This window comes from Deinococcus radiotolerans, assembly GCF_014647435.1.
GTDB lineage: Bacteria > Deinococcota > Deinococci > Deinococcales > Deinococcaceae > Deinococcus > Deinococcus radiotolerans.
The window spans coordinates 793,352-807,421 of the sequence record NZ_BMPE01000001.1 but is presented as its reverse complement, the minus strand read 5'-3'; the positions used below and the strand labels follow the sequence as shown (position 1 = coordinate 807,421).

Below are 14,070 nucleotides of genomic sequence, written 5' to 3'. Positions count from 1 at the left end.
GTCCGGGCCGCGCTTACTGGTTTCTGGTCAGGGGGCCGTGCCTACGCGGGTTTCGCCGTCGCGCAGCCACAGGGGGCGGCCCTGCGCGTCCCGCAGGCGCACCACGACCTGCACCGTCTCGCCCGGCTGCACGCTCGCACCGGACCGGCCGAACGCGCTGCCCTGCGCGCCCGATGAGCGCAGCGGGGACTTCCACAGGTCCGTGCCGCTCACCACGAACACCCCGTCCAGCTTCAGCGCGGGCAGCGCGTCCCGGGAGTTCAGGCGCACCTTCACGCCGAAGCCGCCGGCGCCACTGGCGGACGCCGAGTCCAGGGTCACGACTTGGCCGCCCACGTTCAGCGCCGTGGGCGCGCTCAGCAGGTCGCCCACCGTCGGCGGAACCCGAGGTGAGAACCCACAGGCCGCCAGCAGCAGCGGCAGGCACAGCACGAAACGCTTCATGAGAGGAGTGTACCTGAGAAGAAGCCCGGAAGGGTGAACACCTGACTCACGGCCCATTCACCCAGCCGAGCTAGTCCTCAGGGCGCTGTGGTCTACCAGCTGAGGTCGGGTGCGGTGACCACCCGGTCCGCCGGCTGATCGGTGGAGAGCGTATACGTCAGTGTGTACGTGCCGGGAATCACTCGCGTGAGCACGATCGCGTCCCCGTCCAGCTGCGGGTTCAGGTTCGCTAGGCTCGGGCCCTGCACCTGCAGGGGTCCACGCACCGCTGCCGAGCCCGCAGGCAGCGGGTCGATCAGGCGTACGTTCTCCAGGTTGCTGTCCACGGTGAACACCAGCGTCACCACGTACCCCTGCCCCGGTGCGGCGGCCTCGACCGTCTTGGACAGGCTGGCGCGCGCGCCGCCCTGCACGTTCCGGGTCACGTTCGCGCCGCCCGGGTTGCGGACCCGCGCCTGCCCGGTCGTGCGCAGCCCCACCGGGTCGAGCACCGCCTCGGCCGTGTCGCTGCGGCACACCCGGACCGGTACCTTCAGGCGCAGCGGCACGCCCTGACTGAAGTCACCGTTCGCCTCCAGCGGGTAATCGGTCGTCCAGCCGGTGGGCAGGTTCAGGCTGAGTTTCCCGGGCAGGCGGTACGGGAAGTCTGTCTTCGCCAGTGCCGTCAGCTGCGTCACGTCGCACACGTTCAGGATGTCCGGCGAGGTCACGAGCGTCACGTCCGTCAGCACGCGGTACTCGATGGTCACACGTTCGGTGCCGCTGTCCGTCACGCGGCCCGCCGGGGGCGGGGTGACGGTGCTGCCCGGCAGGCTGCTCGGCGTGACCGGGTACTCGCCCGGCGCGAGCGGCACCGTCGCGGGCGTGTTCAGCGTCTGCCCGCCCACCTGGAATGGCAGACCCGGCAGCGGGATGCGCTGCCCGGCGTACACGGCCACGGCCTCCACCTGAAGCTGCCCCTGCGGCGGGCGGGCCACGAACCGGATCTTCGTGAAGCCCGGCTGGTAGCGCACCTCGGTGGGTGAGACGATGTTGCCCGTGCCCTGGATCAGGGTGCTGCTGACCGGCACGTACCCGCCGGGCAGCACCGGCCGCACCACCGCGTCCCCAACCAGCGCGTATGACGCGCCGGGAATCGGGCGGCCCTGCGGGTCCACCACGTCCACCAGCAGCTGGTTGGCGATCTTCGCGCCGCCCGGCACCACGAAGCCCCCCACACTGCCCGTGATGGGCTGGTCGTTCAGGCGGAACGAGAAGCGGATCGCGTTGCTGTACTGCTTCGTGGTCTTCAGCACCCGGATGTACAGCTGCCACTCGCCCACCAGTTCGGGCGTGATGCGGAACGCGTCGGTGGCTGTGCGCCCGTTCTCGCTGGGCGTGAGGTTCACGCGCGCCCCGCCGGGCTGCACCGCCCAGATCTCGGCCTCCTGCGGGCCGTCCACGTCGTAGTTCAGCAGGCCCAGGGTCCTGCCCACCCAGTCGGCGGTGACGTTCACGCGCGCGGCCAACAGCGCGTCCTCGTCGGTCGAGCGGGCGTTCACGCTGAAGTCGCTCGTCTCCAGCCGGAAGGGATCCGCCACGCGCAGCGCGAACGAGTTCTTCCCGTTGCCCTTACTGGTCACCTTCAGGGTGTACGTCCCGGCGCTCAGGCCGCCGCTGAACAGGCTGTCCCAGGTGTGCTCGCGGTTCAGGCTGAAGCGCCGCTCCAGCACCGTCCCGCCAGGGCCGGTCAGGGTGAAGGTCGTCTCGAACGGCTCGTTCTTCGCGTACAGCTCATCCCCGAAGTAGCCCTCCGCGCGGCGGCCATCCACGTAGTCCGCGAGGTTGAAGGTGGGGGAGTAGACCTCCAGCCCCAGGGGTTTCCCGGCGTCCTGCGCGGACACGCGGATCACGTACGTCTCCTGCGCCTGCGGCCACTTGTCCCCCACGGACACGAGCGGCAGGGTCCCGCCGGTCTGCGCGGCGGCGGGCGCGGCGAGCAGCAGCAGGCCACTCAGGACCGCGAGGCGGACGGAAACGGCACGGACAGTCATCGGTAGGCTGGGCATCGCTGAGAAGAGGATACAGGCCCGTCCCGGCTGGACACCTGAGCCCCACCGGACAGCCCCCGGGGGTAGCATCGCGGGCGATGACCCTCGCCGCCCGCGCCCACGCCCACATCTCCGAATCTGCCCTGCACAGCAACCTCACGCACCTGTCCCGCCGCGCCGGCGTGCCGCTGCTGCTGCCCGTGAAAGCCAACGCCTACGGGCACGGCCTGCGCGAGGTGGTCACCCTGGCCGCCCGCCACCCGGACGTGTGGGGCCTCGCGGTCGCCACGCCCCGCGAGGCCGCGCAGGTCGCCGCGCTGGACACCGGGCGGCCCGTGCTGCTCCTCACCCCACCCACCCCCACAGAGGTGCCCGTCCTGGCCGACCTGGGTGTCCGGTTGCCCGTCGCCTCACTGGCCGAGGCTGACGCCCTGCCCGCCCACGCCCGCGCGCACCTGAAGGTGGACACCGGCATGAACCGCCTGGGCGCCCGCCCCGAAGAGGCCATCCGGGTCGGCACCCGCCTCGCGGAACGCGGCCAGCTCGAAGGCGCGTACACCCACTTCGCCACCGCCGACGAACCGGACCTGAGCTTCGCGCACGAACAGCTGCGCCGCTTCCAGACCGTGCTGAACGCCCTGCCCGCCACGCCGCAGCCCCTGCTGGCCCACGCGTCCAACGGCGGCGGCATCCTGTCCTTCGGGGCGCTGCCCGGCATGCGCCTCGCCCGGCCCGGCCTCGCCTCCTACGGCTTCGCCCCCGCGCACCTGCGCGACGTGCTCCCCCTGCGCCCGGTCATGACCCTCACCGCGCAGGTCACGCATCTGCACACCGCCCACGCGGGCGAAACCGTCAGTTACAACGGCCTGTGGCGCGCCCAGCAGGACACCCGGGTCGCGACCGTCGGCATCGGCTACGCCGACGGGTACCCCCGCAATGCCACCGGCCACGCCCAGGTCCTCGTCGCGGGCCAGCGCCGCCCCGTCCTGGGCCGCATCTGCATGGATCAGCTCATGGTGGACGTGACCGGCCTGACCGTGCAGGTGGGCGACCCCGTCATCCTCTGGAACGCCCACGATCTGACCGTCACCGACGTCGCCGCCTGGGGCGATACCATCGAATACGAGGTCCTGACCGGCCTCGGCGACCGCATCGAGCGGCGCGTCGCCCCCTGAAGACTGTCCTCACCCGAGATCTGCGGAAAAGGGGCGACCGGAGGACATCCGGTCGCCCCTTTTCCGGCTGACTCAGAAGAAGCGGCTGACGTCCCGGACGACCACGAAGGCCATCAGGAGCATCACGAACGCGAAGCCCGCGAAGTTGATCGCCTGCTCCTGCTGGAAGGTCAGCGGGCGGCCGCGCAGCGCGCCCACGAACGCCAGCACGATGCGCCCGCCGTCCAGGCCGGGGATGGGGATCAGGTTGAAGAATGCCAGGGACAGGTTCAGCAGGATCGCGACCTGCACCAGGGCCCAGGGGCTGACGGCGGCGGCGCGGGAGACGATCTCGGCGGTGCCGATGGGCCCACTCACGTTCTCGTCGCGGGTGAAGTTCAGGGTGAAGAAGCGCTGAAACAGCCCCGCGAAGGACTTGATGACCTGCGGGACAGCCTCACCGGTCACCTGCCACGCGCGCACGAACGCCGCGCCGACACTGACGGGCTGCACGTCCGGCGCGTAGCGGATGCCCAGCAGCTGTTTCTGGCCGCCGACGGTGGGGGTCCAGTCGAAGCGCACGTCGCGACTCTGCCCATCGCGCACCACCGTGAAGGTATGGGGGCCGGCCTTCGTCAGCACGTCCCGCACGCCCTCCCACCCGGCCACCGTCTGCCCGTTCACCTGCGCGGTCTCCGGGATGTCCTGCCCGTCAATGGCGGTGATGACGTCTCCCACGCGCAGGACCAGCGTCTGCGCGCGGCTGCCGGGCACGACCTCCTCGATGCGGGCGCGGTCGGGCACCGCGACGCCCTGCGAACTGAACGACACGGTCATCAGGCCGATCGCCAGCAGCAGGTTCGTCAGCGGCCCGGCCAGCAGGATCGCCACCTTGCCCCACACCGGCAGCGCCGCAAAGCCGCGCGTGGGCTGGCGGTAGCCGCCCTGGCCGTCCTCCTCGGGGGACATGCCGTCGATCTCCACGTACCCGCCGATGGGCAGCAGGCTCAGGCGCCACTCGGTGCCGCGCCACATGCGCCGCAGCAGCACCGGGCCCATCCCCACGCTGAAGGAGTGCACCGCCACGCCCTGCCGCCGCGCCAGCGCGTAGTGCGCCAGTTCGTGCAGGAACGTCGCCACGCCGATGATCAGCACTGTCCACAGCAGGCCCAGCGGCGTCAGAGCCGCCGCGATGCCCTGCACGACGTTCACGCCTGCACCCCCGCGCCTGCGAGTTCGCGCGCCCGCGCCCGCGCCCAGGCGTCCGTCTCGGCCAGCGTGTCCCAGGTCAGGGTCCCGGCGGGCGTATCGTCCAGCACCCGTTCCAGCAGCTTGGGGATGTTCGTGAAGCCGATCTGCCCGGCCAGGAAGGCGTCCACCGCCACCTCGTCGGCAGCGTTCAGCGCGACCGGCAGCAGCCCCCCGGCCTCCCCGGCGCGGTACGCGAGGCCCAGGCACGGGAAGCGGTCCAGGTCCGGCTCGCGGAACTCCCAGGTGCCGCGCATCGGCCAGCCCAGGTGCGTGCCCACCTCGCGCCCGCGTCGCGCGCCGCGCACGTCCCCGGGGCGCGTCATGCCGGTCGGCGCGGCGTCCACGGCGTACGCGATGGGCAGGCGCATGTCGGTCGGGCCGAACTGCGCCTTCAGGCTCCCGTCGCGGAAGCGCACCGCCGCGTGGATCAGGCTCTGCGGGTGCACCACCACGCCCACCTGCGACAGCGGCAAGCCGTACAGGCTGGCGCACTCCATGACCTCCAACCCCTTGTTCATCAAAGTGGCGCTGTCGATCGTGACCTTCGGGCCCATGCTCCACGACGGGTGCCGCAGGGCCTGCTCGGGCGTCACGCCGCTCAGGTCGGCCGGGCCCTCGCGGAACGGCCCGCCGGACGCCGTGAGGATCACCTCGGCCACGTCCGCCATGTCCTCGCCCGTCAGGCACTGGAACACCCCGGTGTGCTCGGAATCGATCGGCACCACGCGCCCGCCGCCCAGCGAGGCTGCCTCCCACATCAGGTGTGCGGCGGTGACCATCGCCTCCTTGGTGGCCAGCGCCACCGCCTGCCCGGCCTCCAGCGCCGCGCGGGTGGGCGACAGGCCGATCAGGCCGCTCATGGCGTTCACGACCACCCCGGTCGGCACGCCCGCCACCTCGGCCGGGTCGGCGATCACGCGCACGCCCGGCAGCGCCTCCCGCGCCTGCGCCAGCACGCCCGCGTCCACGCTGACCAGTTCGGGCTGGAACTCCCGCACCTGCGCGGCCAGCAGCTCCAGGTTGCGCCCGGCGGCCAGCGCCGTCACCCGCCAGCCGCGCTCCCGCGCCACGTCCAGCGTCTGCGTGCCGATGCTGCCGGTACTGCCCAGCACCACGATCCCGCGCCCCGCACCCTCGGAAAGACTCATCCCCCGCATGCTAGACGACGCGGGGGACGGAAGCGGCAGGACCGCGCACGATTGGTGTTCCAGTTAGCGGGTGAAGACGCTGATGTTCAGGAACAGGTACGTGGCGGGCACCGCGAACAGCAGGCTGTCCACCCGGTCGAGGAATCCCCCGTGGCCGGGCAGGCTGCTGCCGCTGTCCTTGGTCTTCAGCGCCCGCTTGAGCAGGCTTTCGGACAGGTCGCCCAACTGACTGGCGCTGGCGACCAGAATCGAGTACAGCAGCGCCTCGAACGGCGTCCACACGTGCGTGAGGGTCGTCAGGGCCAGCACCACCAGGAAGCTGAACGCCAGCCCGCCCACCGAGCCCTCCACGGTCTTGCCGGGACTGACCTCCGGCGCGAGCTTGCGCCGCCCGAAGAAGTGCCCCACGAAGTACCCGCCGATATCCGCCGCGAAGGTCGCCAGCAGCGGCAGCGCGAAGTACAGCAGGCCGTCCCCAGCGTCCGGGCTGTAGCGCAGCATCAGGAAGTACCCCATCAGCCACGGGATGTACAGCAGGCCGAACATCGAGTACACGATGCGCTCCAGGGGCCGCTCGCCAGGCCGGATGACCTCCACGACCAGCATGTAGCCCAGCGCGACCGTCAGCACCGCCTCGCGCCACGACCCGCCGGGCCACGGCGCGTGCGGCCACAGCGGCAGGCTGGCTACCATGATCGCGACCGTGAACACGCCCAGGCTCACGCGGCGCACGTCGATGTCGTTGCGGTCCAGCATGCGGATGTACTCGAACAGGCACATCAGGGCCACGACGATCAGCGCGGGCAGCAGCGCCACCCAGCCGATCCACACGATCACGCTCAGGAGCGCGAAGCCCACCACGCTCGTCAGGACGCGGCTGCTCAGCGATTCCACGCGGCCTCCGGGCTCAGGCGGACCATAGGAAAGTGCCGCCGGGGAGACCGGCGGTCACGGGCAGGGGAGGCGGGGGGCCTCACCCGAGGATTTCCTGCTCCTTCTTCTGGAAGGTCTGGTCCACGCGCGCGATGAACTCGTCGGTGATTTTCTGCACGTCGGCCTCGCCGCGCTTGATCTCGTCGTCGCCGATGCCCTCGACCTTCTTGACCTCGTCCAGCGCGTGCTTGCGGATGTTGCGCACGGCGATGCGGGCGTCCTCCGAGTAGCTCTTGGCGTTCTTCACGAGGTCACGTCGGCGCTCCTCGGTCAGCATGGGCAGGCTGATGAAGATCGTGTCGCCCTTGTTGTTGGGGTTCAGGCCCAGGTCGCTGTCGCGGATGGCTTTCTCGATCGGGTTCAGCGCCCCGCGGTCCCAGGGCGTGATGACCAGCGTGCGGGCGTCGGGCGTGGTGATACTCGCCACCTGATCGATGGGCATGGTGCTGCCGTAGTAGTCCACGATGATCTTCTTCAGGATGCCGGGGTTGGCGCGGCCCGTGCGCAGCACCGAGAGGTTATTTTCAAGCGATTCGATGGCCTTGCCCATCTTCTCGCGGGTGTCGGCCTGGATGGTTTTCATGTCAGCCATGGGTGAGTCTCCTTACGGGAAAGTGTCGCCAGTCTAAGCGATCGGGGTGGTCTTCGTGCCCGGCCAGGGCTCAGCTCTGAATGAGCGTCCCGACCCGCTCGCCCCGGAACAGGCGCGGCAGGTTGCCGTCCTGGAACAGGTCGAACACCACGATGGGCAGATTCTTGTCCATGCACAGCGTCAGGGCGGTGGCGTCCATGACTTCCAGGCGCTGCTCGACCACCTGGAGGTGCGTGGCCTGCTCGATGAACTTCGCGTCCGGGTTCTTGCGGGGGTCGCTGTCGTACACGCCGTCCACCTTGTTCTTCGCCATCAGCACGACGTCCGCCCCGACTTCCAGGGCGCGCAGGGTGCTGGTCGTGTCGGTCGTGAAGAACGGCGCGCCGTTCCCCCCGCCGAAGATCACGACGCGGCCCTTTTCCAGGTGGCGGATCGCGCGGCGGCGGATGTACGGCTCGGCCACGGCCGCCATCTGGATGGCGCTCATGACCCGGGTGGGCCGCCCGGCGCTCTCCATGGCGTCCTGGAGGGCCATGGCGTTCATCACGGTGCCCAGCATGCCGATGTAGTCGGCGGTGGCCGGGTCCATGCCCTGCCCGTTGCGCGCCCCGCGCCACAGGTTCCCGCCGCCGATCACGATCGACAGTTCGATGTCGGTGCCGTCCAGCGCGTCCGTGATGCGCCGGGCCAGCGCGGCCGTCGTCTCGGGGCTGATCCCGAAGCCCGACTCGCCAGCCAGGAACTCACCAGATAACTTCAACAGGACACGCTTGAACATGCTTCACCTCGGGGGTTGGGGGACGGGATGGGGGCAGGGGCACCCGGCAACCGCGCGGGGCGGCTGCCGGGTGCCCCTGACGGGTACGGCCAGCTGTGACGCGCGGGCCGCCGCGCGAAGGCCCCCGCAGCGGGGGGCCTGTGAGGGACTTTAAGCGCCGATCTCGAAGCGGACGAAGCGCTTCACGGTCGCGCCGCCCAGGTACTTGGCGACGGTCAGGCTGTTGTCCTTCACGAACGCCTGCTCGGGCAGGACCTTCTCAGAGTAGAACTTGCCGATCTGACCCTCGACGATCTTCTCGACGATCTGCTGGGGCTTGCCTTCGTTCAGCGCCTTGTTCGTGAGGATCTCGCGCTCTTTTTCGATGTCGCTGGAGTCCACTTCGTCACGGGTGAGGAACTGGGGGCGCTCGGCAGCGACGTGCAGGGCCACGTCCTTGGCCTGGGCTTCGCTGCCACCCTCGACGTCCACGAGCACGCCGATCTTGCCGTTGCTGTGCACGTAGCCGGCGACGGTGCTGCCCTCGAGGTACGCGACCTTGTTCAGGACGATGTTCTCACCGATCTTGCCGGCGGTCGCGGCGACCAGGTCGGCGACGGTCTCGCCGTCCACGGTGTACGCCTTGAAGGTGTCCAGATCGCTGGTCTTGGCTGCCAGCGCGGCCTGCGCGAGCTTCTCGACGACGGCCTGGAAGTCGCTGTTGCGGGCGACGAAGTCGGTCTCGCTGTTCACTTCGACGATGGCGGCGCGGTTGCCGTCCACGGCGAAGCGCACGATGCCTTCCTTGGCTTCGCGGTCGCCCTTCTTGACGGCCTTGGCGATGCCGCGCTCGCGCAGCAGGGCAATGGCCTTCTCTTCGTTGTTGTCGGCGTCAGCGAGGGCCTTCTTGACGTCCATCATGCCCGCGCCGGTCAGTTCGCGGAGTTTCTTGATCGATTCCAGCATGGTGTTGCCTCCTGTGGGCGTGAAGCCTGCATGTGGGCTTCAGAGTCGGGGTCGAGCGGTTCGGGGAGCCAGAGTGGGAAAAGGGGGCGCGCCCTTGATCGGCCTGCGCCGGGACGCGTCCCCCTCATGTCCCGATCTTAAGCTTCGGCCTGCTCGGTGGCTTCGGTCTGCTCGGCGCCTTCGGCCGCGCCGACGTCCTCGCCGCCGCCACGCGCCTCGACCAGCAGGTCACCGATGCGGTGGGTGATCAGCTGGATGCTGCGGATCGCGTCGTCATTGCCGGGCACGATGTAGTCGATGACATCCGGGTCACTGTCGGTGTCGGCCAGGGCGATCACGGGAATCCCGAGCTTGTTCGCTTCCTGCACGGCAATGACTTCCTTGGTGGGGTCCACCACGAAGATCGCGTCGGGCAGGCGGGTCATCTTGCGGATGCCACCCACGAAACGCTGGAGGCGCTCGCGCTCGGCGGCCAGCTTGATGCGCTCGGCCTTGGTGCGGTCGTTGACGCGCTCGGACTCGAACAGATCGTCGAGTTCGTTCAGGCGGTCAATGCGGGTGCGCATGGTCTTGAAGTTCGTGAGCATGCCGCCCAGCCAGCGGCTGGTGACGAAGGGCATGCCGGTGCGGCGCGCCTCGAGCTCCACGATCTCCTGGGCCTGCTTCTTCGTGCCGACGAACAGGATGACGCCGCCGCGCTCGGAGAGTTCCTTGATGAAGTCGAAGCTGCGGTCGACCTGCTTGAGGGTCTTCTGCAGGTCGATGATGAAGATGCCGTTGCGCTCGGCGAAGATGAAGCGCTTGAACCGGGGGTTCCAGCGCTTGGTTTCGTGACCGAAGTGAACTCCGGCTTCCAGCAGCTGCTTCATGCTGATGTACGACATGGTGACTCCTGAGCGTTGTGTTCGGGAAAAGTTTGCCGTCCTCGTGCCAGCCCCGCGTCAGGAAGAACGTCCTTCCGCATGTGGTGGGGCCAGGCCGCAGCGCGACGCTCGAGCGCGCAGGGCAGGATCACGGGGGCACCCAAACGAAAATTATACGCGATATGGGCCCTCTGCGGGAAGGGGAGCGCGGCAGGAGTGCGGCCTGAGGACAGCGCTGCTGTCAGAGGAGGCTGTGCGCGAGTGCCGAGACCGACAGTGACTGCTGGGCCAGTTCGTCCTGCCCGTCCTCTAGATGCCACGCCGCGGAGAGGGCCGCGTATGCCCCCACCCACGCCAGCAGGCGCGCGCGGTCCAGCCCGGCTTCACGCGCAATCAGCGCCGATTGCTGCTCCAGCCGGCCCAGCGTCAGCGCGTGCTCCAGGGTCGGGTTGCACAGCATGTTCGCAAAATCGAAAGCCCGCTCCCCGATCAGGCCCTTCGGGTCGATGACCAGCCAGCCCCGCTCCGGGCTGTGCAGCACGTTCCCGTGGTGCAGATCCCCGTGCAGCGGGCGCACATCCTGTGGGTCGACCAGCAGAGCCTGAGCGGTGGCCCACCCCTGCGCAAAGGCGCCGCCCTGCCCCTGAGCTTGGCCCAGGGCGCGGAACCAGCGGGTCAGATCCGGCAGGTTCGGCCCCGGCTGCGCCCGTGCTGAATGAATACCTGCGGCCGCACCACACAGCACCCGCGTTGCCCGGTCATCCTGCCCACTCAGCGCCCAGTCGGCCAGTGACGGCGTGACCTCCAACCTTTCCAGCAGCAAAGCCTCCGACCCGTGCCGGAACACCTGCGCTACGCCCTGCCCGTCCAGCCACACCATCAGGTCGTTGCCCCGCTGCTCCTCCACACTGCGGGCGACCTTCAGCATGGCGGGGCGCTCCCGCCATTGCACGGGCATCAGGTCGCTGCTGGGCGTGCGGATCGCCGGGCCGTCCGGCGTCAGCCCCCAGTGGGTCAGGTACGCGTCCAGACTCATGCCGGTCAGTCTGCCCCGGAACGGGGGTGCATCCAAAGGGGGACGCCCCGCCCCGCGTGACAGGGCTTACACTTGGCCCTTATGGACTGGTTCTACGCCATCGTTTACGGGATCGTCGAGGGGATCACCGAGTTCCTGCCGATCAGCTCCACCGGGCACCTGATCCTCACCGGCAACCTGATGGGTGTGCCCTGGACCAAGGAAGTCAAGGACACCTTCGAGGTCGTCATCCAGGGCGGCGCGATCCTCGCCGTGCTCGCCTACTACTGGAAGGACTTTCTACAGATCCGCCACATCGGCCGCGATAAGATCCAGCAGAACCTGTGGCTGGGCGTGGTCGTGGCCTGCATTCCCGCCGTGATCCTGGGCGTGCTGTTCGGCGACACCATCAAGGCGTACCTGTTCCGGCCCAGCGTGGTCGCCTGGGCGCTGATCGTGGGCGGCATCCTGATGTGGCTGATCGAGAGCCGTCGCGTCACGCCCAACGTGGACGCCATCGAGAAGATCGGTGTGCGCCGCTCCCTGCTGATCGGCGCGCTGCAGTGCCTCGCCCTGCTGTGGCCCGGCTTCTCCCGCTCCGCGAGCTCCATCCTGGGCGGCATGGTGCTGGGCCTCGACCGGCCCACCGCCACGAAGTTCAGCTTCTACCTGGGCGTGCCCACCCTGGGCGGCGCGGCCCTGCTGGACTTCATCAAGAGCCGCGACATCCTCGCGGAGATCGGCGTGCTGAACGTGCTGCTGGGCGCCGCCGTGAGCTTCGTCGTGGCGTACCTGTCCATCGGGTGGCTGCTGCGCTTCGTGTCCACCAACAACTTCAAACCCTTCGCGATCTACCGCGTCGTGGTCGGGGTGCTGATCCTCGTGCTGATCGCGGCGGGCGTCCTGAACAACGGCAACCTCGCCTGACACTCGGACAGCGGGGGCGGCCTGATCCAGGTGACCGGCCGCCCCCACTGCTGTCCTGCCAGAATGCGGGGCGTGGCCCCACCCACCCTCTACCGCCCGTTCCTGAACGGGACGTACACCGTGTCCGCCGGACTGTACCGGATGGGCCAGCAGCCCATTCCGTGGCTGGACGACCCCCGCCCCGAGGGGCACACCTTCACGCTGGACGACGCGTACCCCGCATTCATCGCGGGCAAGGTCGCCGCACACGCCCGCGCCCCGCACGAGTACATGGGCGAGGCTGCCCTCACCCCAGACCTGCGCGAGGCAGCCCTGACCCGCATAGCCACTGGCCTGGCCCGCGACAGTGGCGGGGCGATCACCTGGGACGGCACGCGGTTGCGGAACGACCTGCTGGGCTGGCAGGCCACCCTCGACCCACGCTGGAACGCACTGACAGACCTGCGCCGCCACGCCGCTTCGCACTCATCTCTGGTCACCCACGTGCAGCCCCTCCACGCCCTGGATTTCCTGGGCCTGAACGCGCAGGAAGACCTCGCGCTCATCGCCCGCGACCCCCACACGGGCGCGGACTGGCTGGCCGCCACGCACGTCCTGCTGCCGCAGCACTGGGATCCGCGCGACAAGCTGGGCCGCGACTTCCGTACCGTGCATGAACCTGTGGCAGGCAGCGGGCCCATGAACGCCACCGCGCCCCGACTCGTGGAGGCGGCCGTCACACGAGGGCCGTTCATCCGCTTCGCGTGGGGCATCAGCATGACGGATCGCCTGGACCACCACCCGGCCTCGCCGCCCGACGCTGACCGCGCCGAACACACCCGCTTCAACCCTGATCGCGCGTTCCTGCGGGTGGAACGTCAGACGCTGACCGGCTTCCCGGACGCGCACGGCGCGCTGTTCACCATCCGCCCACTGATCCACCCACTGCGGGAGGCCGTGCAGACCCCCGCGCACGCGCAGGCCCTCGAGGCGGCCATCGAGTCCATGACGCCCGAGCAGATCACGTACAAGGGATTAACCCACCTGCAAGGTGATCTGCTGCGGTGGCTCAGGGAGCGCAACCTAGACTGACCGGGTGAAGCCCGCCTGCCCCACCTTCCTTCTGCTCATGACCCTGCTGGGAGCCTGCGCCGCCCCAGGAGACAACGCCACCGTCATCCGCGATCAGAGCACCCAGGTCACCACACGCACCACCGTCACCACCAACAGCGGGGCGGTCGACCCGGGCCAGACCACCCGGCAGTCCACGCAGCGCCCCTCAACCAGCCGGGAAGTGCCCCTAAGTGCCCTGCCCCGGGAGGGACAGCAGGTCCTGCGCCAGATCGCGCAGGGCGGCCCGTTCCGCTACGCCAAGGACGGCAGCACCTTCGGCAACCGCGAACGCCGCCTGCCCCAGCAGCCCAGCGGCTACTACCGCGAGTATACCGTCCCCACACCCGGCGAGACGGACCGCGGCGCGCGGCGCCTCATCTGCGGCGGTCAGCCCGACACGCGCACCGACGACTGCTATTACACCGCCGACCACTACCGCACCTTCCGGAGCGTTCAGCCATGATCCAGATCTTCAACGAGCCGCCCCAGGGCTTGCAGGCCGCCCCCCACGAACCCCGCATCATCGCCGCTGGTTACCAGATCAGCGTGCGTGAAATCAACTTCGGCGGTGTTCACGACAAGGACACCCTGATGCTCGCCTTCCTCAAAGGCCTGGGCCTGCGCGACTCCTTCGGACGCAACTGGGACGCCCTCTACGACGTCCTGACCGACCCCAGCCAGATCAGCGACCGCTTCGCTCTCCTCCTATGCGACTACAGCCACTTCCGCCGCCGCCACCCGCACCTCACCCGCGACCTGGAACGCGTCCTCTTGGACGCCCAACAGGACGCCAGCCAGCAGGACCGAAAACTCTGGCTTCTCACTGAAGAACCCGATCACGACCCCAACGGCTGGTAAATAAAAAGCAGGACCCTGTTTTAGGGCCCTGCTCGTACCT

15 protein-coding genes are annotated in these 14,070 nt (G+C 69.3%); 5 read left to right on the top strand and 10 right to left on the bottom strand.

Features of this window, described 5'->3' with window-relative positions; translation table 11 throughout:
- Positions 1-27: 27 nt before the first annotated feature.
- Positions 28-444, bottom strand: a complete 417-nt coding sequence (locus IEY63_RS03965) for a hypothetical protein (RefSeq protein ID WP_189067633.1) — start codon at positions 442-444, stop codon at positions 28-30.
- A 92-nt stretch (positions 445-536) separates the two neighbouring features.
- Positions 537-2,477, bottom strand: coding sequence for a hypothetical protein (locus IEY63_RS03960; RefSeq protein ID WP_229784459.1), 1,941 nt, complete (start codon positions 2,475-2,477; stop codon positions 537-539).
- 95 nt (positions 2,478-2,572) lie between these two features.
- Between IEY63_RS03960 and alr the strand changes: the two genes are divergently transcribed.
- Positions 2,573-3,649, top strand: a complete 1,077-nt coding sequence (gene alr / locus IEY63_RS03955; RefSeq protein WP_189067631.1) for an alanine racemase — start codon at positions 2,573-2,575, stop codon at positions 3,647-3,649.
- A gap of 72 nt (positions 3,650-3,721) precedes the next feature.
- Here the strand turns inward: alr and IEY63_RS03950 are convergent, their stop codons facing one another.
- From IEY63_RS03950 to IEY63_RS03915, 8 genes are all read right to left on the bottom strand, one after another.
- On the bottom strand, positions 3,722-4,840 hold the full coding sequence (locus tag IEY63_RS03950; protein ID WP_189067630.1) for a M50 family metallopeptidase: 1,119 nt from the start codon (positions 4,838-4,840) through the stop codon (positions 3,722-3,724).
- Positions 4,837-6,027: a 1-deoxy-D-xylulose-5-phosphate reductoisomerase gene (dxr, locus tag IEY63_RS03945; protein ID WP_189067629.1), complete on the bottom strand. Its 1,191-nt coding sequence runs from the start codon at positions 6,025-6,027 to the stop codon at positions 4,837-4,839. The genes IEY63_RS03950 and dxr overlap by 4 nt, the downstream gene beginning before the upstream one ends.
- A gap of 63 nt (positions 6,028-6,090) precedes the next feature.
- The gene (locus IEY63_RS03940; protein ID WP_189067628.1) at positions 6,091-6,921 is read right to left on the bottom strand and encodes a phosphatidate cytidylyltransferase; all 831 of its coding nucleotides are present in this window, start codon (positions 6,919-6,921) and stop codon (positions 6,091-6,093) included.
- Positions 6,922-7,000: 79 nt separating this feature from the next.
- Positions 7,001-7,552, bottom strand: a complete 552-nt coding sequence (gene frr, locus IEY63_RS03935) for a ribosome recycling factor (protein WP_189067627.1) — start codon at positions 7,550-7,552, stop codon at positions 7,001-7,003.
- Between the two features lie 70 nt (positions 7,553-7,622).
- The gene (pyrH, locus tag IEY63_RS03930; RefSeq protein WP_189067626.1) at positions 7,623-8,330 is read right to left on the bottom strand and encodes a UMP kinase; all 708 of its coding nucleotides are present in this window, start codon (positions 8,328-8,330) and stop codon (positions 7,623-7,625) included.
- A 150-nt stretch (positions 8,331-8,480) separates the two neighbouring features.
- Positions 8,481-9,275: a translation elongation factor Ts gene (gene tsf / locus IEY63_RS03925; RefSeq protein WP_046842665.1), complete on the bottom strand. Its 795-nt coding sequence runs from the start codon at positions 9,273-9,275 to the stop codon at positions 8,481-8,483.
- 137 nt (positions 9,276-9,412) lie between these two features.
- Complete coding sequence (rpsB, locus tag IEY63_RS03920) at positions 9,413-10,159, bottom strand: 30S ribosomal protein S2 (protein ID WP_189067625.1); 747 nt, start codon at positions 10,157-10,159, stop codon at positions 9,413-9,415.
- Positions 10,160-10,379: 220 nt separating this feature from the next.
- Positions 10,380-11,174 carry an aminoglycoside phosphotransferase family protein gene (locus tag IEY63_RS03915; protein WP_189067624.1) on the bottom strand — a complete coding sequence of 265 codons (795 nt, stop codon included), beginning with the start codon at positions 11,172-11,174 and terminating at the stop codon, positions 10,380-10,382.
- 81 nt (positions 11,175-11,255) lie between these two features.
- On the opposite strand from IEY63_RS03915, the gene IEY63_RS03910 reads away from it, so the two are divergent.
- The 4 genes from IEY63_RS03910 (at position 11,256) to IEY63_RS03895 (ending at position 14,030) form a co-directional block, all read left to right on the top strand.
- Positions 11,256-12,080, top strand: coding sequence for an undecaprenyl-diphosphate phosphatase (locus tag IEY63_RS03910; protein ID WP_189067623.1), 825 nt, complete (start codon positions 11,256-11,258; stop codon positions 12,078-12,080).
- 63 nt (positions 12,081-12,143) lie between these two features.
- Entirely contained in the window at positions 12,144-13,151 is a 1,008-nt protein-coding gene (locus tag IEY63_RS03905) for a heme-dependent oxidative N-demethylase subunit alpha family protein (protein ID WP_189067622.1), read from the top strand.
- 4 nt (positions 13,152-13,155) lie between these two features.
- Positions 13,156-13,635 (top strand): guanyl-specific ribonuclease, encoded by a 480-nt coding sequence (locus IEY63_RS03900; protein WP_229784458.1) that lies wholly within the window; start codon positions 13,156-13,158, stop codon positions 13,633-13,635.
- Positions 13,632-14,030 (top strand): barstar family protein, encoded by a 399-nt coding sequence (locus IEY63_RS03895; RefSeq protein ID WP_189067621.1) that lies wholly within the window; start codon positions 13,632-13,634, stop codon positions 14,028-14,030. Before IEY63_RS03900 ends, IEY63_RS03895 begins: the two co-directional genes overlap by 4 nt.
- Positions 14,031-14,070 lie beyond the last annotated feature (40 nt).

What these genes read in the sequence shown, in the direction of transcription:
- IEY63_RS03910 (WP_189067623.1), top strand. Translation starts at nt 11,256, where the DNA reads ATGGACTGGTTCTACGCCATCGTTTACGGGATCGTCGAGGGGATCACC.
- IEY63_RS03905 (WP_189067622.1), top strand. Translation starts at nt 12,144, where the DNA reads ATGCGGGGCGTGGCCCCACCCACCCTCTACCGCCCGTTCCTGAACGGG.
- IEY63_RS03960 (WP_229784459.1), bottom strand. Translation starts at nt 2,477, where the DNA reads ATGACTGTCCGTGCCGTTTCCGTCCGCCTCGCGGTCCTGAGTGGCCTG.
- frr (WP_189067627.1), bottom strand. Translation starts at nt 7,552, where the DNA reads ATGGCTGACATGAAAACCATCCAGGCCGACACCCGCGAGAAGATGGGC.
- IEY63_RS03895 (WP_189067621.1), top strand. Translation starts at nt 13,632, where the DNA reads ATGATCCAGATCTTCAACGAGCCGCCCCAGGGCTTGCAGGCCGCCCCC.
- IEY63_RS03915 (WP_189067624.1), bottom strand. Translation starts at nt 11,174, where the DNA reads ATGAGTCTGGACGCGTACCTGACCCACTGGGGGCTGACGCCGGACGGC.
- IEY63_RS03965 (WP_189067633.1), bottom strand. Translation starts at nt 444, where the DNA reads ATGAAGCGTTTCGTGCTGTGCCTGCCGCTGCTGCTGGCGGCCTGTGGG.
- dxr (WP_189067629.1), bottom strand. Translation starts at nt 6,027, where the DNA reads ATGAGTCTTTCCGAGGGTGCGGGGCGCGGGATCGTGGTGCTGGGCAGT.
- pyrH (WP_189067626.1), bottom strand. Translation starts at nt 8,330, where the DNA reads ATGTTCAAGCGTGTCCTGTTGAAGTTATCTGGTGAGTTCCTGGCTGGC.
- tsf (WP_046842665.1), bottom strand. Translation starts at nt 9,275, where the DNA reads ATGCTGGAATCGATCAAGAAACTCCGCGAACTGACCGGCGCGGGCATG.
- alr (WP_189067631.1), top strand. Translation starts at nt 2,573, where the DNA reads ATGACCCTCGCCGCCCGCGCCCACGCCCACATCTCCGAATCTGCCCTG.
- rpsB (WP_189067625.1), bottom strand. Translation starts at nt 10,159, where the DNA reads ATGTCGTACATCAGCATGAAGCAGCTGCTGGAAGCCGGAGTTCACTTC.